Below are 25,050 nucleotides of genomic sequence, written 5' to 3' on the forward strand. Positions count from 1 at the left end.
CCTATGGACAAGTCAATATTAAAGCAATTCGTTAAAGCTGGTTTTGTCTATAACAGACATCTGAATCCCACCAAAACAGGTACTTCCCAGGGTGGAATTATATCTCCAATTTTGGCAAATATCACATTGGATCAGACTTTCCGCATATCTCGGATTATTATTCAGACATTTTTATTGGAAAACTGTAAATAATGTAACTCGCTATTGAATTTTTGAATTTTTATGCACATTACTACTAACGCCCTAGACCATCACGGTATAGTTTGTGGATTTTTCGATGAACTTGAAATTGGAAGTATTATCGATGAAGTGCTTCCCAAAGTTGGGCAGCATAAGTTAGCTCATTCAATAGTGATAAAGGCAATGATTCTTAATTGCCTTGGATTCACTGACAGTAGACTTTACTTGTACTCTCAATATTTTGAAAATCTTCCCGTTGAAAGATTACTTGGTCCTGGAATTAGTGCATCAGATCTTACTGATGACGTTTTAGGGCGAACTCTTGATAAGATATACGAAGCAGATCCCACTCAACTGTTCATGAAACTTTCCATGAAAATGATGGAAATTGTGAACCTGAGGTTAGATCATAATTAAATGGAAAATCAAGGGGGTCGAAATGTGTGCTGTTGACACACGATGTTATTTCGATCAAAACATCTGAAGACCCTTCCTCAAAATCGTGAGACTCCAGATATTTCGAGGAGTTTAAAATATTGTTTCTCTACATCGTGAGCCATAGATTCATAAGACCTGTTTTCTACAACCCATTTATATCCATTTTTGCCCATTTTATTCGCAATTTTAGGATTGTTTAATAAATGAATAATTCCACGAGCAAAAGATTCCGACTTAAACTCAACTAAAATACCGCCGCCACTTTCTTCAATAACTTTTTTTTGCTCGGGAATTTCCTTGTTTGCAACAACTGGCTTGCCCATGACCATATATTCAAATAGCTTTGTAGGGGAACTTACTTTGTAAATATCCAAAGGCCTAATTGGAGATAAACAAATATCTGCAGATGAAATGTAATAAGGTATTTCAAAATAAGATACCTGCCCTGTAAAAATGATATCTTTGCTGAATCCTAGTTCTGCAGATAATTCTTCGAGATGCAATCTATCGTTCCCATCACCGACCATTAACAATTTTGTATTTGGATTTGTTTTCTGGACTTGTGTAAATGCATGAATTATTGGATCAAGTGATCTTAGTTTATCCATGGATCCAATGTAGAGAAAAACCTGAGAGTCACTTAAATGATGTTTATCTCGTATCTTTGAACTATCTATTTTAAAATCGAATAGTTCTGGGTTCACACCCATTGGAAGTGGCATCATCTTCGATTTGGGATATCCTTCTTCCATTAACTTGGATTCCATCCATTCGCTTATTGGGAATACAAAATCTGCTTTTTTTAAGACGTATTTTAGAATAGAAATCCGAATTTGGCCAAAAAAGTAAAAATAATTTGTCTCTAATTTTTGTGATTTAAACGCTTCTTGTGGAAATGAATATTGGAAAACAAATGGAATATTATGTTTTTTCTTGAAATATAAAGCTATTAAAGCGGCAAAAACATCGTTTCTTACTTGGATAAGATCATATTTTTCATTGTCGTGTATTTTTAATAAAAGGTGATATTCATTCATATAAAATCTGACAAAATTAACAATTTTTTTAAAGATGGAAGGGTAGACGCAGTAAGGAATCAGATGTATCGTAACTTGATTATATTTTATTTTTTTGAGTTCCTTAGTTTCAAGAGATGGAGAGATCCATATAACTTTATGACCAAAAGATGGTAGGTATTTGCCATATATTTCGGAAACTTCAGGCCTTGCTGGCATTTCTGGACTATAAGTATTTGAGGTCAGCAAGCATACATTTAATTTTTTGTCACTCATCTTAACGTCCTTATATATGATATATTTCAGATTTTTTTTATTGTATATTTTATTCATACCACCATGAACAGCAGAATACTCTTTTACATAAAAAATAATTTTATCAATGACCAATTCTCCATTTACAATATATTTATTGCTACGGGAGCGCGGAAGATCACGAATACCCCAACCTTCAGAAGCTATCCGACAATTACTATCAGTAATAATCGAATTCCTTTTTTTTCGATTTAAATGCTTTAGATACTTTATTTATTAAATGTTTTTGCCCTGAAATTGAATTTTCGGACAGCTTCTTTAGGGTAGGGTGGCTGCACGCAACTTGATGTTTTGGTTTCTTAACCTTTTCATTAGATAAATGAGGTCCAAGTAGTTCTATGGTCAAAGAAGGGTAGGTATTTCCCATTATCGATGTGCATTCAGGCCTTGATGGCATATTTGGATCAAAATAAGTTGATAATACTAAGTATCTATTTAATCTACATATTTGCATGTTATCAGCTTATGTAAAATAAACCAACTGATTTGCAATCATAAACTTTATTAAATCCATGTTCTTCGAGCTTATTACTAGGACTATAATCTAACCTATAAGGTGCGTTATATACCTTAAACGAATTATGTTCAATATAATCCCGAATTAGAATGTATTTTGTGCTAGATTCACTATAATTTCCGCTATAAAGTTCATAATCGAGGGGAATAATAGTTATATTAATAGGTAAGAAATTTAGAGCTACTAAATATCGATCACTTCCAATTGATCCATCAAATACATCTGATATCGTATAGATAGCTTGAAACTCTGATTCAGTAAATGATGCTCTATAAGAGCTATTAGGAGAAAAAATCTGATTATCGTTATTTGCTGGTGGACTCATGATTAAAATAAATGAAAGAGAAATAATAAAAACTGCTACTAAAGCTGGTTTAATGGAAATATTTCTAATGCTGTTATATATTGATAATAATGATACTGCAAGAGGGATTGATAAAAATATTTGGGCAAAATACCACCATCTGTGTTCAATAATAGAATTCTCGGAAATCAATGAAAAAAATCCCAAAAATAAGGGAGTTAATCCAACAATTGCAATAGCGAATGTATTATGAGTCCCGTACTTTTTTGAAATCATATAAAAGCAACCAATAAAAGATAATGCAAAAAATAAAAACATACCCATATTATTGAAAAACTGCTCTGCAATTGGTACAATTGGTCCCGAGAAAAAAACTTCGCTTGTAGTATCTATGAAACGATCACGACTAAAACCCCAGATTAACAATTTACCTATTTCACGTAGTACAAGACCAGAAGCAAAACTCCACCATGCAAACATTGATACTGTAAATAGAGTTGAATACGTTAAAGAAATCGGCAAATCTTTCTTAAAGTAAATAAAATTGTACAAATTAAACGTTGCCCAAAAAACAAAAAAACTGATAGTTGCAAACATTGAAGTTATTGCGTGAGTCAAAATTACAGTTGCAAGCAATAATATTGAAAGAACAACAGGAGATATGCTGTTATCTTGCTTTACTTTTAAAAATAGGTAAAATATAATTAAAATAAATATTTCTGCAAACGAGTTTGGGATTGACCAGTAACTCATGAAGATGTGATGATTAGCAACGACTACAAATAATGATGCAAACAAACCAATTATACGATTGTTAAACAAGAATTTTCCCAGCAGGTAGATAAATACTACATTACATATGATTTGTGATAAACTAACAGATAGCATTGCAGCAAATTTATAACTAAGTCCTGTAAGTAAAGAAGTTGTGCCAATAAATAGATGAAAAATTGGAAGTTTTGAATAACCAGAGTGTTCTGGTATAAAATGCACATTTAGTATTTCTAAAGTAAACATTTGATGATACCAAGGATCAACTCCAACCAAGCTAGGAAATATTAGTAATTGAGACCATGCGACAGAAATTCCAATAAGTATTATTTGGAACAAAATTAGACAATCTTGTTTTTTTGTGGAAAATGATTCAACAACTATAGCGCCTACCATTAGAGACATTAAAACAAAATATATAAGAGGTCTTTCATATAAATCTGACCTAAAATGAAGTGATAAAATGCTCAATAAGAAAAGAATAAAGAAAAGGCAAACAAATAGCAGATTTGTTGAAGATGTTATCGGTTGAGATAATTCCAAAGATGTATTTTTCCTGATTTTGAGCCATACTAAGCAGGAAATGAAAGTAAGAACTCCAGTAAAAGCGTATATCGCGCGACCAATATTTACACTTGTATAAATAATCAATAATACCGAAAGTATCGCACCTGCAATTGGAAGCGTTCGATCTAATTCTTGATAGGAAAAAAGGTTTGCAGATTTCATATTTAATTCCAATTTATATATTTTCAATTATTTGTCTATAGTTCTCTGTAGCAAATTCGTATGTAAATTTTGTACAGATAAGTTTTCGTGCATTCTCAACAATCAGTTCTAAATCCGGATGTTCCAGGGCTCTAATAATGCTCTTCGCAATACAATCGGGTGAATTATCTTTCATTATAAATCCAGTCTCACCATCTTTAATTACATCAGGTATTGCTCCGACAGAAGTTGCAAGTACAGGTGTTCCACATGCCATTGATTCTAACATTAGATTAGGAAGCCCCTCGGTATAAGATGGTAAAACAACTAATTTTAAGTTATTTAAGTAGTTTGGGAGATCTTCATGTTGAATCCACCCGGTTATTTCCACCCGATTGGCTAATCCATTTTTATCCAAAAAATCAATTATTTCACTTTTTAAATTGCCATCTCCAATCAATAAAAAATTTAAGCAATCCGTCTTTTCCAACAATAAAGGAATAGATTTTACAAAATTCATAGTGCCTTTCTCATTACTGAAACGACCAATATAACCAATTGAATTATTTTTTTCAGAAAAATGTTTTTTTACAAAGAACTTATTGAAATCTAAGAAATGTCTATGAGAAATGGATATTTTGTTGATATAACTATTTAAATTCCATTGTTCTACAAAAATATGGGAATAAAGAACAATACGGTCGGATAAATTACAATTAATTTTTGAAACAATAGATGCCAGATTAAAAAACATATCATTCTTAGATTTAAGGCTTTGAGTAATGGAACCTGGATAAATCAGCACAACTTTTTTATTTAATAATTTGGAAGTCAACATTGGGAATATTAAAAATTCCCCTCCAATAAAAAAAACCCATATGTCTACACTCTTGTATATTTTCACTATATTATATGAAATTTTTAATTGTGTTCGAATGTATTTTAACACCCTTGTAAATACGTTCGTACCATATTCATGATCTATCCCATAAGTAATAAATCGTCCATCGTTTCTAAAATATAAATATCCATCATTTCCAGTTATAAGGTACGTTTCTCTAGAAATTGAACATATAATATCAAGGAGATTTGACAAGGGAGTAATCCCCGCGTTACCGATTGGAAAAGTAAGTACCCCAATATTCTTATTTTTCATTTGGTTACACCTTAATACACAATATTCTTATAGATATTTTCTACTTTATCAGCAATCTTCTCCCAAGAAAAATCATTAGCTTTATACTTTGCATTTATTCCAATACTCAGTCTTACTCTTTCATCTTGCAGAAGATAAATTATTTTTTTCGAAAGATCGCTTTCATCATCACATATAGTGAATAATCCATTATACTCATCTTCAATTATTGCTTTAAGCGATTCTAATCTACTTGCAATTAAAGGCAATCCCATGGCAGATGCTTCCAATAAAGACATTGGGAAAGCATCTAACAAAGATGGTAAAACAAAAATATCCGCCGATTTATAATACATCATTTTTGTATTGTTATCAGCAATGAATCCAGTGAAATTCACATTCATTTCAATACCTAGTTCTTGAGATAAACATTTTAATTTTTTTTTGCATGCCCCGTCGCCAACAAAAATGACATAAGAATCTGGAATTTTTTTAATTACCTTTTTCATAGCTTTAAGCAAAACATGAGGAGCTTTTTTTTCCGTCAAGCTTCCAACAAAAAGAATAATGTTCTTATTTGCAGGCAAGCCTAAGATATCTCTACATTCAGACTTAGAGGATGAGATATCAAAATTATCGGTACAAATTCCATTTGGGATCACTTGAATTTTATTTTTATAGTTACTTAAAAATTTAGACGAGTTAACAAATTCAGACGACAAAGCAGTTATCACATTTGCATCTTTTAAAATTTTTGGTAAAAAAACATTGAAAAAGCTCATGCTTACTTTTTTAATCATGCCGCCTTTTGACTCGGGTTCACCATGGTATGACAAAACAAAGGGTTTTTTCTTTATTTTAGCATAAAGATATCCTGCAATGGCTCCTGGGGGCGAACCTCTTTGAATATGTAATACGTCAACATCATGATACAGAGGCTTGAATAATAAACTTATTGAAATTTCAGTATGTTCCACTTTTATAGATCGTGGATATCGATATACAGTAATATTTTCATACTGCTGTACTTCTTGTGTATGATCCATAGAAGTTGTGAAAATTATGATCTTATGCCCCTTTTTATTAAGTAGTAAAGCCAATTGATATGTAACTTCTTCAACTCCCCCCCAAGACATGCTTTCTTTTGTATCAGGATGACGCTCAAATGGCCATTTATAGGGAAATCCCGTTGTAAAAAATCCAATATTCATATCATATCAACTCAGATAGATACATACGAATCCACCTTTTGAATAAATAGTCAGAATAATATTTTGCTACAACTGGCCTTATTAATTTAAAGACTTTCCCGCCATCGAGCAACGAACATGTTTCACGCCAACGTATTAACAACCATTTAATTGCATACAAAGCTAAGATTTTATTTATAGATTCATATTCATTTCCAAAATAAGACATTAAAAATGTTTCTTTGAGATTATTATAGTCTTTGCCGATGTACGCGTCAAGATGCCCCCAAGGTATCATATCAATAGATACAACAAAACGAGCTATATCATCCATTTGTGAACCGCGTACTATTTCTGTCGGATCCAAAAAACAAACCGAACCATCATTGTTAATTAGAAAATTTCTCAATTCAAATCCACTTAAAGTATAGACACATAAATCCCCAATTTGTTGTTTGTTTTGAGATAAAAACTGGGGCAGAATTTTGTTCAATGTGAGGTATAAATCCTCACAATACATAGATAACCACTCCAGTAAGTTCTCAAAAAGAGCTCTTTCATCATTGTAAAAAATTATTTTATCACAATCATTTGCTATTTTGCAGCCATGAAAATAATTTAGCCATTTTCCAACCGCAGAGTAATAATTCCCCAGATATTCAGGGGACTCTTTTGTACTTTTATCATAGAGCGATTCGCCTTCGAATTCCTTTGTAATAATACAATTGAATTTTTGACTATAACCTAGCAATTCAACTACTCTCAATTCAGACGGAGCGTCACCAAACATTTCATTTAACTCAATCAAACAATCAATTTCATTTGATGCTATCAATTGATTCTCTTCATCGGAAATATCATGTAAAATATCTGATGACATTGAGTGGCATTTTGGAATTTTCGCATAGCATGTATAACCATGTTTCTTGAAGATGATTATATATGACCAATATCTTATCTTGAAATTATTATTACGAATATTCTGTATAACGTCCTCGTCAAAAATATTGGTTGCAAAAGTATTATGGGATGATTTTGTGGTATTAATTTTTGAAAAGGCAGTACTCATTTAGATTCCCCGAGTATTATACTATGACCGAGTACAGATATTTATGATATAATGTCATTAACACTCGGCGATTCTTCGAAAAATATCCGTCTTCAATTATCCAGTTTCTTGAATTTTATAATTGCTATTTATCATGCTCACAAATGTATTTTTCACACCACATTTCAAATATAAGGATGCTCCATAATTTTTAGCTAGGATAAAGTTATATTTGTATTTGTTTCCTTCTTGATCCATCTTTTGCAGTAGAATTCGGAACAAAATCATTCATTATAATGCTTTCATCAAGGTCCAGATCATGTATTTTTTGGACAATTCCATCCTTATCCAAGCCGCTGCCAACCATAGTAAGGGATACATCAGGAGGTTTGCATTTCAAAATCTAACATCGGCGATATTTTTAAATAGAGTTATAAATTTTCAAACAAGATTCTGATACTTTATTCCACGTATAATTATTAAAAACGTACTTTTTACCATTAATACTCAAAGTACTAGCTAACTCATTTTCGTCGAATAACTTGATTATCTTTTCTGCGAGTTCATGTTCATTTTTAGGAGGTATCAAAATTGCCATCTCTTTAAAATGACTACGAATGCCTGGAATATCTGTAGAGATTACCGGTGTATTAAAATACATTGCTTCCAGTATTGTGGTAGGTAGACCTTCTGATAACGAAGGTAAGATGAAAATGTCAGATAATTTGTAATAAGAGAAAAGAGATTCATCAGATAAACCACTTAAAAACAGAACATGATCTGAAACTCCGGTTTCCTCACATAACTGTTCAGCAGTTTTCTTGTATTCTCCATCACCAATTAAAACAAAAAGAACATTCTTATTTTTCTTTACAACTATTCCGATAGACTTTATCAAATATTCAATACCTTTTCTCGGAATTATTCTACCAACGTAAAGCACTAGCTTTTTATCTACAAATTTGCTGCGCAATTCATTATAAATTTCGGAATTAGAAACACATGTTTCCAAATAATCCACATCTATAGCGTTTGGTAAAATCAAGATTTTGTCATCATTGATACCAAAACCGGCTATGTAGTTTTTATCATCCTCAGAAAGAGCAATAATTTTTGTTGCAGAATTAAATATAAATCTTCCAATCGTTTTGCTATACAATTTTTCAAATAAATCTTTAAATGAAGACCCAAATTTGAGTTGTCCATGACATGTCAATACGATTGGTTTTTTAAGAACTGTATTATACAAACATGTCATCAAAGAGACAAAACTATGCTCATTATGTATATGAATAACATCAAAAGACTTCATTTTATTAAAAGCGTTTAAAAAATCAATAGAAATGGGATTATTCAAAGGAGCTGAAATCATATTGAAACGATGAACTGGAATCTTTTCAATTAATTCAAATCTCGGTAAAGCTAAATGGTTTGTTGTAAAAACTTCTACATGGTCACCATGTTTAGATAATTTTTTGCTTAATTGTAAAACATACCGCTCTTGACCAGCTAGATAGGGATAAAAATAAGGACATACTTGTAAAATCTTCATAGTAACCAAACTCGTATTTGTAAATCGTATACTTCCTTGAATTAGCCTGCTGCCTGAAAATTTAATTTTTAAGTTTTAAGCTGCCTTCAAGCAGTCTTCGCTTCCCTCAGGACCGTAGACATCGAATGCAGCAAAATCCCTGTCAGTGACATAAAGGTCCCTACAAGAATAAGCAGGATCATGAGCATTGTCGGGCCAAAATTCAGGCTCTCTCCCGCAACAAAGAGTTGCAAGAAATATGCACCCATAGACAGGCCGCCTGCTCCGAGGACAATGCCAGGGGCTGTCAAGTAATATAGAGGTCTGTTGAACTCGACGTCCTTTAAGACCATGACAAGGACACCTAAACCGTGTTTTATCGGGCTTATGGTTGAACCGTCAACGTCGTAGCGGACTCCGATTTCGACTTCTGTTATACGGAGACCGGACCTGCCTGCATCTGCAAGCATTTCACTCTCTATTGCCATGCCTTTTGCATTGAAGCGGAAGACGTTTTTTGTTGAGGCTGCAAAGGCGCGGAAACCGCTCTGGGAGTCTGTGATCTTCAGGCCGGAGTTCATATTTGTAGCGGTGTCAAGGACAGTCTGGCCGATCCGGCGGTAAATGGGAGTGTTTTTGTCGTGGTGGTTCAGGTAGCGGCTACCGTTGACCATCTCGGCGTAGCCGTCGATGATGGGGGCTACCAGCAGGGGGATTTCAGCGGGGTTGTGCTGGCCGTCCGAGTCCATGGTAACAATAACGTCGGCTCCGAGGGCGGCTGCGGCTGTAAAGCCGGTTTTGAGGGCTGCTCCTTTGCCTTTGTTGACCTCATGCTCAACCACATGAGCTCCTGCGTTCCTGGCGATTGTGGCGGTGCGGTCTGAGCTGCCGTCGTCGACCACGATTACGTTATCTGCGTAATGCCTGGTAAGGAGGACTATGCTGCCGATGGAGACTTCCTCGTTGAAGGCGGGGAGGACCACGGTTATGTTTTGAGGGGTTGTGCCTCTCGCATCCTGACTTTCCTCATTTTTTGTTATTGGCTGGGCACCCTTGCCCAGAAGCAGTTCACTATTCATTCGAATAACCCCGGAATAATAGATTTGAAGATTGACTGAAATTAAAGAGAATTGACAATATATAAAGAAGCCTATGAATGTCAAACGCGAGTGATAACTATTCAGGCACCGAAAATATAAAGACCAACAAATAAATTTGCTTGAATGCTCCGGTTTGTATACCTGAATAGCGATTTAAGTAAATTATCCCCTACTTTAAATAATTATTATCTAGTAAAGTAGATAAATACATATTTTGGCCGATAATTATCTGTCAAAGCGAATAATTAAGCGGACTCGATCTGCCTGGTAGCTCCTGCCATGGAATGCGCTACAATTCCCCTGAGGGTCATGTATGCGCCTATAAAGGACAGGAAGACCATAAGGAAGGGGTGCCCGAAATTAAGGCTTGCACTTTCGGGTTTATGCGCTGAACGTTATTGCCCATAAACTGTTCAGCGCTCGTTTTGAAAACCTCCTTTGAAAGTTGATGATGAAAATTTTTAGATAGATACTTTAGAGAGATGATTATAAGCTACGTGATTTTACTGAGATAATGACGGTTTAAATTTTGTAGGTGAGTATAATTATTTGAACACTGTCTGGGAGAGGTCTATATAAACTTTTTGATTTGAACTCAAAATATAATAAAAATAAAGAAATAATAAGAAGAGGAGAACCAGTGTTTAAATAAAAATAATATAATAGGATTAAACTAACAGTTGTAGAAAAAGGGCAATGTTGTAGGGATTGCAAAAATCAAGACATGAGAAAAAAAATATAAGTGTAATCCAAAAACATGATTATCCGCCCCTATAATTACCTTGCCACATCTAAAGGCGAGACTTCAAAAAGCCTCAAGAGATATTTCTCATCGGTATGGCCCCTGTGAGCCAAATCTCTCTGAAGGGCACTTGCCGCATTTTTATGTGGCGGTAAAATAAGAAAAAATAAGACTCTCCAGGCGAAAGATGAATACCTGAAAAATGAATAAGTTAAGTTTGTTTTTCGACGGAAAGGAGAGAAATGCCTGGAAAAATAAGAAGGGTAATCAAGAAATTGCCATTAAAAAAATAATTCAGTCCCAAAAAAAATAATTCAGTCCCAAAAAAATAATTCAGCCCCCCGGTATAGATGAAAAGAATTTAAAAGAGGGGCTGAAAGCAAATAATTAAACGGACTCGCTCTGCCTGGTAGCTCCTGCCATGGAATGCGCCACAATTCCCCTGAGGGTCATGTATGCACCTGCAAGGGACAGGAAGACCATAAGGAAGGTGTGCCCGAAGTTAAGGCTTGCACTGCCCAGGAAAACGGTCTCAAGTAACTTGAAACCCATATAGAAACCGCATGTTGCAAGGGCAAAGCCCGGCACCGAGTAGAAGTACAGGGGCCTGTTGGCTTCCATATCCTCACCCACGGCCTTCAGGGCTCCGGTGATGTACTTTACCGGGTTTCTGGTTAAGGTTTCGGAGGGCTTGAAAGCTCCGATCTCGACTTCAGTTATGCGGACGCCTGACCTGCCTGCATCGGCAAGCATTTCGTTTTCTATGGCTATCTTTTTGCCGCTGAACCGGAAGATGTTTTTTGTAGAGGCTGCAAAGGCACGGAACCCGCTCTGCGAGTCAGTAATCTTGAGGTCAAAGTTCATTTTTACAGCGTTGCCCTGCATGGTCTGGCCGATGCGGCAGTAGATGGGGGCGTTTTTGTCCGGATAGTTAAGGTAGCGGCTGCCGTTTACCATCTCGGCATTTCCTTTAATGATAGGGACAACGAGCTTGGGGATGTCAGCAGGGTTGTGCTGGCCGTTCGCGTCCATTGTAACTATAATATCTGCGCCGAGGTCGGCTGCAGTTTTAAAGCCGGTTTTGAGGGCTTCGGCTTTTCCCTTGTTGGTTTGGTGAGCCACTACTTCAGCTCCGGCTTTCCTGGCGACTTCAGCTGTCCGGTCAGTGCTGCCGTCATCGACAACGATTACATTATCGACATAAAGTTTGGTGAGAAGGACCAGGCTTCCGATTGAGACTTCTTCATTGTAAGCCGGAAGGATAGCGGTTATATTTTGAGAGGATATCCCCCTGAAACGTTGGTTCTCTTTATGGGTTAGGTACTGGGTACTGTTGCCCACAAGCAGTTCGTTACTCATTTGTATGACCCCTTTGAAATTTATATTATGAAGTTTGTATTATTAAGTAGAAATTATAGCGGCTAAAAGCCACTTAATGCCAGTGATGGCCTGATTGTTTGAATTTTTAAAGGTTGGTTTGAATACCAAATGCACTTAAATTTTTTATAGACTTGAATCTGGGGCACGAATATATAAATATATTGACAGCCACACTGTGACAGAATTATAAATGAGTTATAATAATATCGGTAGAGTCTTTAGTATGATAAATATAACATTATATGATTGAGATACGCGCCTGCAAAAAGCATAGGAAATCTGAAGATAAAAAGTATAAGTAATCAAAAATAAAAAAAAGATTCCGAAAAAAACAATATCATAAGAACACGAGATTCTGCGCTCTGGTGCCGCAGGCTCTCCCGGATACCAGGGAATTTATTTCAAGGGGTCTGAAACTTTAGAGCTCAACTCAACTCCATCTCCCACTTGCCGCATCTGCAGAAGAGAGGAAAAAAAATGAAACCGGTGAATATGAAAAAAATCAAATTGAATCTGTTTGCCCGGGCTTGACGGGAAAAGCATACTCTGAAATTAAGCAAGTTTAAGCAAAAAGTCGTCCTCTGATACATGGTTGAGCTTTTTATGTTATAAATTCAAGCCCGGCTATTGAGTTCATTTATCTTATTTACGCAGGCGGGCTCAAGCCTTGCACAGTGCGTGAAAAGAAAGAATATGAGATACCATTTGCGGCCATTTAGGAATAATCCCAGCTAATTAATCAGGGAAACACCGAATGCTTGAGGAAAAGTGACAGCTCCCCCGAATAAATTCGCAGACATATTTGCAGCTTCCAGAACAAAACTTGACAATAGAGTACAGGTTGGAAAGTACAAAAACGTCATCAATCAGCGCATTGTTGAAGAGTTGGCGACGGTATCCCGCATTAAAACGACAGGGATTAGCCCTAGAAACCCCTAAAAAGAGCGAAAGAATAAAATGTATGAGAAAAAGATAGTTACTCTCCTGAAAGAAACTGGAGAAATATAATAATTTTTTAAATTATACGCCGGATGACCTTAATGACCGGAAAAAAAGTTCCATCAGACCTCTTGACCGTTATTGGGCTTGTGATCCTTACCGATCTCTTTGTACTTACGCCCGGATTAAGTGAAACTGTGCTCCGCAATATACTTGGCCTGCCCCTTGTACTTTTCCTGCCCGGGTATGCCCTGATTGCGGCACTCTTTCCTGCAAAATCCGACCTTGACGGGATCGAAAGGACAGCCCTATCCTTCGGGCTGAGCATTGCAGTCGTGCCCCTGATTGGCCTCGGCCTTAACTACACCCCCTGGGGAATAAGGCTTCTACCAATCTTGATAAGCCTGTCACTGTTCACCATTGCAATGTGCGGGCTTGCATACCTGAGGCGGGCAGGACTTCCCGAAGCCGATGCTTTCGAGGTGCCCTTCAAAGAAACAGCACTCGCGCTTAAAGCCGAAATCCTGGAAAAACCTGAACCGGGACTCGACAGGGCTCTCACAGTTATTCTGGTCCTGTCCATCCTCCTTTCTGTTACAACTCTGTTCTATGTAGTTGTCACCCCAAAAGAAGGGGAACACTTCACAGAGTTCTACGTCCTCGGACCTGAAGGGATGGCTGACAATTACCCGACAAACTACACACTCGGAGAGAGCGGGACAGTAATTGTTGGGGTCGTAAACCATGAATACAGGCCAGTAAATTATACAATGGAAGTAAGGCTTGAAAACAAAACCCTGCCCCTGCCCGAAGATCTGCAACAGGTAACGCTTGCCCATAACGAAACCTGGGAAGAACCTCTAACACTCACTCCACCGGTCGAAGGAAAGGATATGAAACTTGAGTTCCTGCTCTTCAACGAGACCGACAAAAACACGCCCTACAGGGACCTCCACCTCTGGATAAATGTAAACTCAACAGATGGCTGAGGGTGTAAAAGTCCCGGAGCCTGCAAAAACGTGACTTCGGAAGCAAAGGTCCCCGGAATCCTCAGGCTAGCAGCCTTAAAGATTAAATGCCAGCTGCCTGTTCAAGCTTTACTGCCTGCATTCCAGGGCTTTCCGTGGAAGAAACTCAATCATCCAGACTGAGCCCCCATGTCCGGTCAGTCGGAGAAGCTGGGCAGAGGGCCATATGAGTGAAATACGTTTGCACTGGTCCTGTGGATTTGTGAACTTTTTTACTTTTGGATTTCAATATTTAACTCGGAACGGAGGCCAGTGAATATTTATAAAGACCTCACCTTTTTCAGTAGCCATTGAGTTCACAAAAGTTAAAGCTCGCTATTTAAGGGGGTTTACTGTCTACGAAACTTTATATAACATTTACAATAAAAACGTGTATGATATGAGAGCCGCATGGTCTCCCTGAGACTTTATAATAAAAAACCAGCAAAAAACCTTTAATAAGAGATACACCGAATAGATCTGAACCCGCCCCGATTTGAAAGAGGAGTAATTTCAGTGCAAAAATTAATTAAATCTCATAAAAGTCAAAAAGAACTGAATATTCTAATTGTCGTTTCAGTTCTGATTCTGGCTTTACTGGCAATTTCTCCAGAAGCCGCATCAAGTAGCAACCTGGAGTTATCACCTTCTCCAGAGATGGGGCCCGTTTCAGAGCATATAAGTGCCGAAGCCCCGGAAGAGACAGGAGATTCCGGAGTTATTTTAAACTCACATGAAGATCCCGAACCACTCCAGAAAATCGAACAGTATGTAGACATTGTCTATACGGTAGGGGGAATAGGAGCAGCAGTTCTGATTCTTCTCGCATATTTACGCATGACTTCGGGAAATCCCGTAATTATAAAAAACCCCCTGAAAGATCTCCCTCCACTAAAAATCTGGAAAACAGCCAGGCCTGAAGAATCTGAAGAAACTGACCAGGAAAAACTCGAAGCCAGAAAACTCAAGCTCTTTACTGCAGTCCCTGTCCTGAGCATAACCTTTGCCGAACTCCTTATCTTTTCAGGCAGGATGGGAGCAGCTGTCTGGATACATATAGGCACCACGATTGCCCTTTCCCTTTCCAATATCTTCATAAAAGACCCCGAAGTCCACAAAATCCACCAGGCCCTGATGTTGCTCCCGGTGCTCAGGCTGATAAACCTTTCAATGCCTATCTTTTATGATACCACCCTTTATACCTTCGTTTTCATCTACGGCCCCCTGGCAATTCCTGTGGCAGTCATTGTACTGCACCAGCGGGATTCCCTTGAACAGATAGGGATTACCCTGAAGCACATAATACCCTACATGATTCTCTCAGTCCCAATGGGTCTTATACTCGGGCTTGGAGAGTATTTGACCATCAGGACAGGTTACCTGATCCCGGACCTCACCTTTATAAACCTGCTTAAGCTCACCATTGTAATGGTTTTTTTCGTGGGCCTTGTTGAGGAAGTGATCTTCAGGTCAATCCTGCAGACCCGGCTCGAGAACGCCCACGGTATGTGGGCAGCCCTTATAATTTCAAGCCTCCTGTTCGGGCTCATGCACTCCGGATACGGTACTATTCAGGAAATCCTCTACACTGGCTTTGTAGGATTTATCATGGGCCTTGCCTTCCATAAAACAAAAAGCCTGCCCTTTATTGCTGTGCTCCACGGCTTTGTCAATGTATTCCTTTTCGGGATCCTGCCTCACCAGCTAAGCCTTTGGCCGGGTTTCTGAACCCCAACAGAAATCATAAAAACTCTTTTTAGGAAAACTTTCCCGGAGCTATTGGTACTCTGGGCCCCCCCTTTTTTAATTATGCTTCGGGAAAAACCTGATAGACCCTATGAAGGAAAAACGGGAAAAAGAGAGCCTTGAGTAAAACCTGAAAAAAGGTCATCCATGGGGAGAAAACAGATGGCTCTTCGTTGTTTTGTGTGGATATCCTCAGAAAAACCAACGCAGTCTTGAATTGAAAATCAGCAGGTCAAATCGAAAAAGATACTCATTTTATTTTGTGACAACGCCTGCGAGCCAAAAAGAGAAGTAAAACCAGTCAGGGCATGAAAAAATTAAATGAAAAAATTAAATGGAAAGGGAATTTTTTCAAAAACAGAAATTAAATAATCTCGGCAACCTTGAAAACGACTATCCCCGCAAAACTCAAAAGTAAGGGAATAATTGCCAGATTAAAAGAGCTGTTAAGAGATTTATTCCAGGATTTCGATGCGGAAAGGACTTCCTTTAGAGATAGGAGAGCGATAAGCCCGATAACCACTGCGGCCCCATACTGAGGAAGTCCCGGACTCGTAACCATGGAAATTGCACTTGAAGAGATAGCGCTTGAAGAGATAACGCTAGATGAAATTACGCTTAGCAACATACGAACACCCCTGTAAACATTAAAGCATATACCCGGATACTGAAGAATCACTGGTATAATAATAAACTATTGGAATAAAGTTATATCACTGACATAATGCTGCAACATACTATAAAATACTTATTACTAATTCTAAATAATAAGAGTAAGTAGGTCCCCCAGCAAGCCCGGCAAGTCATCTGAGTACGTTTTTAAAATAAGGAAGAGGTGATAAATGGATAGAGTTATGAGACGTTTGGAATTATAACACACAAATAACCATCAATAGAGAGAAAATACGGAATATAAGAAACCCGAATTTCACAAAACCCGGGCTCCAACAAACAAAATTAATTAAATAACTGATGTAAAAAAATAGACAATAAAGCTGTGCAAAAAATCCGGCACATATTCCTTGCAGACAGTTGTTATAAAGTCCCTTAAGGCAGTCAATCTTTTATTCAGCGCCTCTCCAGTCTCAGTCTTGCCCTGACTTTCATATTTAACTGTACTCAATATTGTTTACTTTTCTCTGCTTTTTTAGCCTTTGAATATTCTCACGTCTCAGTCCTTCATGTACCCCTGATTCCTGGCTCTTGACCCTGAATGCTTAAAATACCCCAGGCTTCGATCCGCCTTATTTTTACCAAAAAGGACTGAGAAACAGAACAAAATGGGAACAACCAGAGAAAAACTTGAGAAAACCCTGAAAAAGAAAATCGTAACTAAAACACCGAGAAAAAAAATCACTAAAAAAGAAAATTGTAGTGCAGAAATGCACAAAAAATGGTTAGTTGTGGTAAGAAGGAGGGGAGGATTCCGGAAACCCGGAATTTATACTACCTCTCCAACCTTGAAAACAACAATTAAAGCAAAACAGAAGAGCATAGGCAGGATTGCCAGGTTAAAAGAACTGTTAAGGGCCTTGTTCCAGTGTTCGGATGCCGAAAGGACCTCCTTTAAAGAAAGAAGGGCAATCAGCCCGACAACTACCGCTGCACCATACTGAGGGAGCCCGGGACTTGTAACCATGGAAATTGCACTCGAGGAAATTGCACTCGAGGAAATTGCGCTCGATGAAATTGCACTTGATGAAATTATGCTTAATAGAATACAGATACCTCCCATAAATAATAACTTAGATATACTCAAGATTTTGTGAAATTAGTCATATAGGAAGAGTGCATACTATAAAAAAGTTTCCTGAGATATTAAACGATTGAGATATAAAATATAGTAGAGTAGTATCATAGACACATAGACCAGAACCCCACATAGGGAGAAGAATACAGAGAAGAATCAGTACCTAAAGAAGGACATAGAGTATCATACAGAAGGTTATGAGATAAGAATGTTGAGAAGCTTATAGAATAAATGCGAGAAAAGGATATAAACATCAAATAACATTACTAAAACGTTTGCCAAAAAAAGAATAGGAAGTGAAAATCGGAAGTATGCAGTCATGTTAATTTAAAAAATTGGGGAGTCGGTAGAACTCAGGATATACTATTAAAAAACAAACAGAATAGAAAATCATATAATTGAAATCCAGAGAATTTAACTCACTATCAATAGAAATTTATATAACATTCACGGTAAAAATCTATAGAATGATAGTTCTTTAGCATTATTATAAATGTATAATTATGACCTAGTTATCACAAAAATTTAAATAGATACATAATAAAAATAAGTAGTATGTCCTTGTTTGAAAAGGAGTAAATCCCATGAAAAAATTCATTCATCCCCCTAAAAGGCGAAAAACATCTGCCTTTATAATCCTCTCCCTTTCGGTTCTTATTCTGGCTTTACTTACAATCTCACCTGCAACTGCAGCAGTTAACAGCTGGGATTTATCCCCCGAAAACCCCGTTCTTGGAGATACCCTTCGAATTAAAGGGAGTGCATCTCCGGAAGAGGAAATCGAAGTACAGGTAACTTTTGAGAAGGCCGTTCCGGTATCCGGAGGGGAGTATGAGTACATATTGGAAGGCGTGAAAATCCCTGACGGTTTCAAAAACCGCTTCACAGTCCAGGCTAGCGAAGCCAAAAACCTCAATGTCAGGGTAAAAATGCTAATCTGGGTGACTAAAAGTTCAGAAGCTTCCGGAAACACTGCAACTGTGACGCAGTCAAGTGTCCCTCCGGGAACCTACCAGATAAAGATGGATGGGGATACCAGAGGAGGAGCCTCAACTGTGACCCTGAAAATCACAGCTGTCCAGCAGATACAAGCTGATTCGGATGGTGATTTCAGTTATTCTTATAATACAAAAGCCGTTCCTCCGGGAGACTTTGAAATAAGTGTCGGGGGCATCAAGAAAAAAGTAACCGTTCAGCAGGGGAAGATCCCAGCTGTGACTCCAGCCCCTTCAGAGGAAACAGAACCTGAACCCGTAGAAGAGACCGGGGAAACAGAAGATACTGAAGACAGCTTAAATCCAGCCCAGCCCCCTGAAAACGGAAATGAAACATCTGTTTTAGATATAGAAACTCAGGGGCCCAAAGCTGCTGAAAATACAGGACTGTCTGTAGATACAGCTTATATGCTGGGAGGAATGGGAGCAGCCGTTCTAATCCTTATCATGTATTCAAAAAGAAAATGAAGCAAAAATAGGAATTTCAGCCCATAGCATGCAAACAATTTGCTATCCTGAAACTGATGAATCAAACAGATTCAATGGGAATATGGAGGAATGTAAATTGAGAAAAAGTCTATTGATACTTATATTAACGATATTCATATTAACCTCTGCACCGGCAATGGCGGGGGGTGGAAAAACAGATGTAAACCAGCTCGGCAACATAAACTTTACCGATAAAGTGGTTTACTTCCAGAGCCATACAAGCGACCCGGCCGAAGGGAACTGGATCACAATGGGATGCCCAAATGAAGGTAGAAGAGTCCAACTTCCTCAGCCGATAAAACTCACTTATAAAGGCCCTAAATATGTAGAATATAGCGGGGCTTCCGGGACCTTAAATAAGGGAGAAAAAGAAAGTTATACGATAACATACCCTTCAACTGATTCTTATACCACCCTCCCCGTTTACCTCCCTGATGAAGATGTGAGCATGTCTTTCCACGGAGAGACCGGTCTTGAAGGAGAAAACGTAGATATCTACCTGTTCAAAGTGACCTCGGACTGTGCATACGGGCTTCTTGATGCCTTCCAGGCAGGAGATATCGAAAATTTAAACACCCTTTTCCAGGACAGCGTTGATGGAGAATATGAAAAGTATTCTACTCAACTCGGAGATTGCGGCGATTTATCAGACTATGACCTTGGATGCCTTGGTGCAGGCCAGTACTGCATAGTTATGGTTCAGCAAAATGATGACGGAAGCATGACAGTCCTTTCTTCAACAGTTTTTGTGGTTGTGGAATCTGAACTGTGCGTCTCCTCCCCTTCAAGTATAAAAAAAGGGGATGAACTGGACATAAGCATAACAGGAGCTACCAACGAAAACACCTGCACCTACGGAGCAGTCCTCATAAAGGAACAGGCATACAAAGCAAACATAGAAATCAACTCCGATGGCACCAGGGACGGAACTTCAGTAATAGTAAACGATCTGGACCTTATTGATGAATTTGACATAACCTCCTCAAACTACAGGTCTAAACTGACCAGGAACGAGCTTCAGAAAGAAATCCAGACCCTTATAGGGGAAGGAAATGGAGCCATAGCAATAGGGGAATCTGGTCAGAAAAAACTGTCACTTACCGCATTCGATCTGCCTGTAGGCTGCTATTACCTCCTTGTGGGCGCATATACCCCCGAAAAGGGACTGGTAGGGCTCTCCCAGATGGCAGTCGAGATTAAATCAAACGGAAATTCAAACGGTGGCGGCAATTCAGGAGAAAACAACGGAGGAAAAGGAGGCAAAGGAGGAGGCAGCGGAGGAGCAGGAGGTTCCCCTGAACCTGCGAAAAATGTCAAGTCAAAAGAGCTCTGCCAGCAGTTTGTCTCAAATGGCCACAGGATAAAGTTTGAGTTCACAAAGGGAGCTACCTCTGTCGGTTATGTGGAGTTTGGCGCCAAAAAAACCGCAGGCAAGATAACAGCCATTATTGAGGAACTGAAAGGAAAATCCCCACTTACTCCCACCGAGCCTGAAGGAGAGATCTACAAACACCTTAATATCTGGGTAGGAAACGGCGGCTTTGCAAATTCAAACAACATTGAAAACGCCATTGTGGGCTTCAGGGTAAGCAAGGAATGGATAACTGAAAACCACATTAACACGGATGCAATAACCCTTCAGCATTTCAACGGAGATCAATGGGACTCCCTTAAAACGGACAAAGTAGACGAAGATGATGAGTATCTCTATTTTGAAGCTGAAACTCCGGGCTTTTCCCCATTTGCAATTACAGCCAGCAAGAATATCCTTGAGATTGGAGAAAAAACAGGAGACACTGAGGTTCAGTCAACTTCAGATGCAGGGCAACAAGACAATTCAGGGTCAGTTATGGAATCTGAGATGTCTTCTAAAGAAAACGGAAAAACTGGATTAAGAATTGCCAGTTTCTTTATAGGTTTCCTTGTAATCGTTCTGACGGGGACAATTATAAAGAAGAAAATAGACCAGAACAATGAAGATGGAGATGAAGATTCTGAAGAGTAACTGGAGATTTTGAAAAGTAAGGACGAACAGGAGATATTATTTCTCCTGTTTAAATTCGATATTTAAAATTACCATGTTGAATAATTGATCCGGTTTTAAAAAATCAGGCCCTTATATACTTAAAGAAGGCTTTTTAATCCCTGTTCCAGTTCGATCTCTCCTTTCCACCAGCCGGCAATTTTTGAGACATCTGCCCTTGAGTCCCGAACATCTCCTGCCCTTGATGCGGCATGGATGATCTGGCTTGAGGAGCCGGTTAGTTTAATAATATTCTCAGCAAGCTCCAGGACTGTTACGCTTTTTCCCATAGCTACATTGAAGACCTGACCATCCCCATGCTCGAGGGCTGCTACGTTTGCCCTGACAACATCCCTGACATGCACGAAGTCCCTGCTCTGGAGTCCGTCGCCGTAAATGACAAGGTCTTTTCCTGCCTTTGCCCTTTCCAAAAAAAGGGGGATAACGGCTGCGTACGGAGATTTAGGGTCCTGGCGCGGACCGTAGACATTAAAGTAACGCAGGCAGGTAGTCCGAAGCCCGTGGTCCTCATAAAACATTCTTGCCAGATACTCACCGTCAAGTTTGGAGATTGCATAAGGTGAGGCAGGTTCAGGATACATGCCCTCGCTTTTAGGAAGTACAGGGTTATTCCCATAAATTGCAGCTGAGGATGCAGTCACAAATTTTTCAACTCCTGCCCTGACGCATGCCTGCAATACATTAAGTGTTCCAAGAGTGTTTATCCGGAAAGCCTCGACTGGCTTTTCACAGCTGAGAGGCACCGATACCAGGGCAGCTTCATTGAAGACGCAGTCCATGTCCGAGACCGCCTTTTCAACTACAGCGGGATCACAGATATCCCCCTGGATGAATTCAACATTTCTGTGCTGAGGGATATTTCGGGAAAAACCAGTAGTAAGATTGTCAAGGATCCTTACACTATGACCTGCTTCTGAGAAATACTCAGCTAAATGGGAGCCTATGAAACCTGCTCCTCCTGTAATCAGCACTTTCATGTTTCGAGAAAAGGAAGAGGTATAAAATAAAATTTTCCGTGCGAGCCTGAAAGTTCCTTAGTTCGGGAAAAATAGTGAAAGATATAAGAAATGATTATCAGGAAAAATCCCTTCAGAAGGGAAAAAATTTTCATAGAAAGAAGCCTTATGGGTACAGGGGAATTAAAAAAATTGGGAATTCGGGTCTTCACGATAAACCAGAAACTGAGAAGTAAAGTACAGTTAGCCATACAGCTTTACAGTTAGCCATACAGCTTGAGGGGGCTGGATAATTTCCAGAAAATGTTTCTTCAAATTAGTGGCTTACTTACCAGTTTATTAAGCCGATTTACTCAATCGATTATTCCTTTCAGGTTTTCCATTATTCTGCAGTAACAATCTCTGAAGAGAGAATGCTGGCTGAGTAAAGTGGGGAAAATGCAGCAGGGTAAAATGCGGCATGTGTATAAAAAAGATAGGAATATATGCATAAATCAGCATAAATCGAATTAATTATAGAAGATTGGCGGAAAGCTTACATAACTATAAATTGTAGGAAGAGGGAATACTAAATATTTTAGCAGTGATAAAAATGGCTGGAAACAGACAATCTCCTCTGGATCTGCTGCTTGTGGCAGGTCTTGTGATCCTTACTGATATCTTCATACTTGTGCCCGCACTCAGCGGAAGCTTTCTGCGTACAATCTTTGGACTTCTTCTGGTCCTTTTCTTGCCAGGATATGCCCTGATAGGGGCTCTACTTCCTGCAAAAAAAGACCTTGACGGAATTGAAAGAGCCCTGCTTTCCTTAGGATTAAGCATTGCCGTGGTCCCACTCATGGGCCTTGGAATGAACTACACTAACTGGGGAATCAGGGAAGTTCCCATCCTCGCAGGGCTTTCAATTTTTACAATTCTCATGTGCGGGGCGGCATATTACAGAAGACGCCAGCTGCCTGAAGCTGAAGCTTTTGAAGTCCCGGTCAAAGCCTCTATCTCTGCTCTGAAGGCAGATCTTCTGGGAGAAACTCGGGGGGAAACCAGATCCGGAGCCGACAGAGCCATTTCAATGTTACTGGTAATCTCGATTCTGGCCTCTCTTGGCAGCCTTGCTTATGTCATAGGAAATCCCAGAGAAGGAGAAGCGTTCACCGAGTTTTATATCCTGGGGCCTGACAGAATGATTGAGAACTACCCCACAAACTATACACTAGGAGACAGTGGAACAGTTGTTGTAGGGATTACGAACCATGAGTACAGGACTGTGGATTATACAATGGAAATCAGGCTTGAAAATCGTTCCCTGCCTCTTCCGGAAAACCAGAAATATGTCAACCTTGACCGTGACGTATCCTGGAAAGAGCCAGTTACTTTTACTCCGCCGTTTGAGGGAAAGAACATGAAACTGGAATTTCTGCTTTTTAATGAAACAGAAAAAAGTGTGCCTTACAGGAACGTGCATCTCTGGATTAATGTCACAAAGGAGGACTGAAGATGGCATCTCCAGACTATCCATCTTCAGAACTGGAAGCAGGACAGATCTCTTTGCCGGAGCTTGGGAAAATGTTTAAAATGCAGACCGATGAAAAAACCGGATTCTTAAAAAAGATGTTCTCTGCAGGAGCTCCCGTTATTGCTATTGCTTTTGCCGAACTGTTAATCTTTAGCGGAAGAATAAAAGAAGCCGCGATAACCTATACGCTGATTCTCATCATCCTTTCACTTTCAATAATGGTCTCAAAAAAAATGGAGATACGCAAAGTTCACCAGGCACTTATACTCCTGCCCATTCTTCGCATGGTAAACATTTCAATGCCGATCTTCTTTGAAGCCACCCTTTACTCTTTCGTATTCATATATGTACCTATGACAATTCCGGCAACTATCATATCCATTCATCAAAAAATCCCGGGAGAGAGGAAAAAAGATTTACTCAGGAAAATGTGGATTTATCTGCCTTTTTCTGTCCTTGCAGGCTTGATCTTTGCAGAGGTAGAGTATTTATTAATCCAGACCAGCCCTCTTATCCCGGATCTATCCCCTGTTCACCTGCTGGAACTCGCAATTATAATGATTTTTGTAGTCGGCCTGATAGAGGAATTTATCTTCAGAGGGATTGTCCAGACAAGGCTGGAAGAGTTTTTAGGGCCTGTGGGAGGCATCCTGCTTGCAAGCCTGTTATTCGGGATAATGCATTCAAGTTATGGCACCCCTTACGAGATGGCATACACATTTCTTGCGGGAGGCGCACTTGGGTATTTATTTTACAGAACAAAAAGCTTTTCTCTCGTAGTAATGATTCACGGTTTTATAAACATATTTTTATTCGGGCTAATTCCACACCTGGGTCCTGGATTGGGACTGATATAAACACTGTTGAAAAAAGTATAAAAGAAACTATACATAACATGGCGCACAAATTAATTAAGTTGGGTGAAAATTAAAAGCCCATGCAAAATCAAAGTCGTTACTATATCAACAGATGAATTTCAACAGATGAATTTCAACAGATGAATTTCAACAGATGAATTTGAGAATAAATTAAAAAGGAAAATCGGAGAAGTTACCAGAGTTGCAAACGAAAATATATGGAATCGGAAAACACCAGAGTGTGGGAAGAAAGTACAGGAAAAGATGGGATGTAAATATGTGAACTACCACTCAGCTAAAGACTGAGTGGCTTCTTGGTTCATTCCTCCCTCTATTGAGGGCAATTCCCCAAGCTCTTCCCCGCGTTCCGCAGGTGAAA

The 25,050-nt window shown here is 38.7% G+C and carries 22 protein-coding genes and 1 pseudogene; 10 read left to right on the forward strand and 13 right to left on the reverse strand.

Features of this window, described 5'->3' with window-relative positions; translation table 11 throughout:
- Positions 1-222: 222 nt before the first annotated feature.
- Positions 223-582, forward strand: a pseudogene (locus EO92_RS11190) (DUF4277 domain-containing protein); the annotation flags it as partial.
- A gap of 92 nt (positions 583-674) precedes the next feature.
- Here the strand turns inward: EO92_RS11190 and EO92_RS11195 are convergent.
- From EO92_RS11195 to EO92_RS11230, 10 genes are all read right to left on the reverse strand, one after another.
- Positions 675-2,024 carry a glycosyltransferase family 4 protein gene (locus EO92_RS11195; RefSeq protein ID WP_048171635.1) on the reverse strand — a complete coding sequence of 450 codons (1,350 nt, stop codon included), beginning with the start codon at positions 2,022-2,024 and terminating at the stop codon, positions 675-677.
- Between the two features lie 85 nt (positions 2,025-2,109).
- Positions 2,110-2,346 (reverse strand): hypothetical protein, encoded by a 237-nt coding sequence (locus EO92_RS17815; protein ID WP_156165799.1) that lies wholly within the window; start codon positions 2,344-2,346, stop codon positions 2,110-2,112.
- Between the two features lie 61 nt (positions 2,347-2,407).
- Positions 2,408-4,270, reverse strand: coding sequence for a hypothetical protein (locus EO92_RS11200; protein WP_156165800.1), 1,863 nt, complete (start codon positions 4,268-4,270; stop codon positions 2,408-2,410).
- Between the two features lie 13 nt (positions 4,271-4,283).
- Positions 4,284-5,405: a glycosyltransferase family 4 protein gene (locus EO92_RS11205; protein WP_048171639.1), complete on the reverse strand. Its 1,122-nt coding sequence runs from the start codon at positions 5,403-5,405 to the stop codon at positions 4,284-4,286.
- A gap of 11 nt (positions 5,406-5,416) precedes the next feature.
- Positions 5,417-6,595 carry a glycosyltransferase family 4 protein gene (locus tag EO92_RS11210; protein ID WP_048171641.1) on the reverse strand — a complete coding sequence of 393 codons (1,179 nt, stop codon included), beginning with the start codon at positions 6,593-6,595 and terminating at the stop codon, positions 5,417-5,419.
- Between the two features lies 1 nt (position 6,596).
- Positions 6,597-7,643, reverse strand: a complete 1,047-nt coding sequence (locus tag EO92_RS11215; RefSeq protein ID WP_048171643.1) for a hypothetical protein — start codon at positions 7,641-7,643, stop codon at positions 6,597-6,599.
- Positions 7,644-7,848: 205 nt separating this feature from the next.
- A complete protein-coding gene (locus tag EO92_RS17820; protein WP_156165802.1) occupies positions 7,849-8,022 on the reverse strand; it encodes a hypothetical protein in 174 nt (57 codons plus the stop codon).
- A gap of 21 nt (positions 8,023-8,043) precedes the next feature.
- Complete coding sequence (locus EO92_RS11220) at positions 8,044-9,174, reverse strand: glycosyltransferase family 4 protein (RefSeq protein ID WP_048171645.1); 1,131 nt, start codon at positions 9,172-9,174, stop codon at positions 8,044-8,046.
- Between the two features lie 86 nt (positions 9,175-9,260).
- The gene (locus EO92_RS11225) at positions 9,261-10,232 is read right to left on the reverse strand and encodes a glycosyltransferase family 2 protein (RefSeq protein WP_048171646.1); all 972 of its coding nucleotides are present in this window, start codon (positions 10,230-10,232) and stop codon (positions 9,261-9,263) included.
- Positions 10,233-11,382: 1,150 nt separating this feature from the next.
- The gene (locus tag EO92_RS11230; RefSeq protein WP_048171648.1) at positions 11,383-12,354 is read right to left on the reverse strand and encodes a glycosyltransferase family 2 protein; all 972 of its coding nucleotides are present in this window, start codon (positions 12,352-12,354) and stop codon (positions 11,383-11,385) included.
- A 789-nt stretch (positions 12,355-13,143) separates the two neighbouring features.
- Here EO92_RS11230 and EO92_RS17825 point away from each other — a divergent pair.
- From EO92_RS17825 to EO92_RS11240, 3 genes are all read left to right on the forward strand, one after another.
- Positions 13,144-13,314 carry a hypothetical protein gene (locus EO92_RS17825; protein ID WP_156165803.1) on the forward strand — a complete coding sequence of 57 codons (171 nt, stop codon included), beginning with the start codon at positions 13,144-13,146 and terminating at the stop codon, positions 13,312-13,314.
- Positions 13,315-13,415: 101 nt separating this feature from the next.
- Positions 13,416-14,303, forward strand: coding sequence for a DUF1616 domain-containing protein (locus EO92_RS11235; protein ID WP_048171651.1), 888 nt, complete (start codon positions 13,416-13,418; stop codon positions 14,301-14,303).
- Positions 14,304-14,837: 534 nt separating this feature from the next.
- Positions 14,838-16,049 (forward strand): CPBP family intramembrane glutamic endopeptidase, encoded by a 1,212-nt coding sequence (locus tag EO92_RS11240; protein WP_235283304.1) that lies wholly within the window; start codon positions 14,838-14,840, stop codon positions 16,047-16,049.
- 382 nt (positions 16,050-16,431) lie between these two features.
- Here EO92_RS11240 and EO92_RS11245 read toward each other — a convergent pair whose 3' ends face one another.
- Together EO92_RS11245 and EO92_RS17210 are read right to left on the reverse strand one after the other, a co-directional pair.
- The gene (locus EO92_RS11245) at positions 16,432-16,695 is read right to left on the reverse strand and encodes a hypothetical protein (protein ID WP_048171652.1); all 264 of its coding nucleotides are present in this window, start codon (positions 16,693-16,695) and stop codon (positions 16,432-16,434) included.
- Positions 16,696-17,508: 813 nt separating this feature from the next.
- Positions 17,509-17,706, reverse strand: coding sequence for a hypothetical protein (locus EO92_RS17210; protein WP_156163931.1), 198 nt, complete (start codon positions 17,704-17,706; stop codon positions 17,509-17,511).
- On the opposite strand from EO92_RS17210, the gene EO92_RS18820 reads away from it, so the two are divergent.
- The 3 genes from EO92_RS18820 (at position 17,705) to EO92_RS11260 (ending at position 21,306) form a co-directional block, all read left to right on the forward strand.
- Positions 17,705-17,836, forward strand: a complete 132-nt coding sequence (locus EO92_RS18820) for a hypothetical protein (protein WP_255350346.1) — start codon at positions 17,705-17,707, stop codon at positions 17,834-17,836. The two genes, EO92_RS17210 and EO92_RS18820, sit on opposite strands and share 2 nt — an antisense overlap.
- Positions 17,837-18,401: 565 nt before the next feature.
- Positions 18,402-19,280, forward strand: coding sequence for a hypothetical protein (locus EO92_RS11255; RefSeq protein WP_235283305.1), 879 nt, complete (start codon positions 18,402-18,404; stop codon positions 19,278-19,280).
- Between the two features lie 97 nt (positions 19,281-19,377).
- Complete coding sequence (locus EO92_RS11260; RefSeq protein WP_235283306.1) at positions 19,378-21,306, forward strand: TIGR04279 domain-containing protein; 1,929 nt, start codon at positions 19,378-19,380, stop codon at positions 21,304-21,306.
- Positions 21,307-21,425: 119 nt separating this feature from the next.
- Here the strand turns inward: EO92_RS11260 and EO92_RS11265 are convergent, their stop codons facing one another.
- Positions 21,426-22,322, reverse strand: coding sequence for an NAD-dependent epimerase/dehydratase family protein (locus tag EO92_RS11265; protein ID WP_048171656.1), 897 nt, complete (start codon positions 22,320-22,322; stop codon positions 21,426-21,428).
- Between the two features lie 74 nt (positions 22,323-22,396).
- Here EO92_RS11265 and EO92_RS17830 point away from each other — a divergent pair, with 74 nt between their 5' ends.
- The 3 genes from EO92_RS17830 (at position 22,397) to EO92_RS11280 (ending at position 24,671) form a co-directional block, all read left to right on the forward strand.
- Entirely contained in the window at positions 22,397-22,537 is a 141-nt protein-coding gene (locus tag EO92_RS17830) for a hypothetical protein (protein ID WP_156165805.1), read from the forward strand.
- A gap of 356 nt (positions 22,538-22,893) precedes the next feature.
- Positions 22,894-23,793: a DUF1616 domain-containing protein gene (locus EO92_RS11275; protein ID WP_048171663.1), complete on the forward strand. Its 900-nt coding sequence runs from the start codon at positions 22,894-22,896 to the stop codon at positions 23,791-23,793.
- Positions 23,794-23,795: 2 nt separating this feature from the next.
- A complete protein-coding gene (locus EO92_RS11280; protein WP_048171666.1) occupies positions 23,796-24,671 on the forward strand; it encodes a CPBP family intramembrane glutamic endopeptidase in 876 nt (291 codons plus the stop codon).
- The last annotated feature ends 379 nt before the right edge of the window (positions 24,672-25,050 follow it).

The organism is Methanosarcina sp. 2.H.A.1B.4 (assembly GCF_000979385.1).
Lineage (GTDB): Archaea > Halobacteriota > Methanosarcinia > Methanosarcinales > Methanosarcinaceae > Methanosarcina.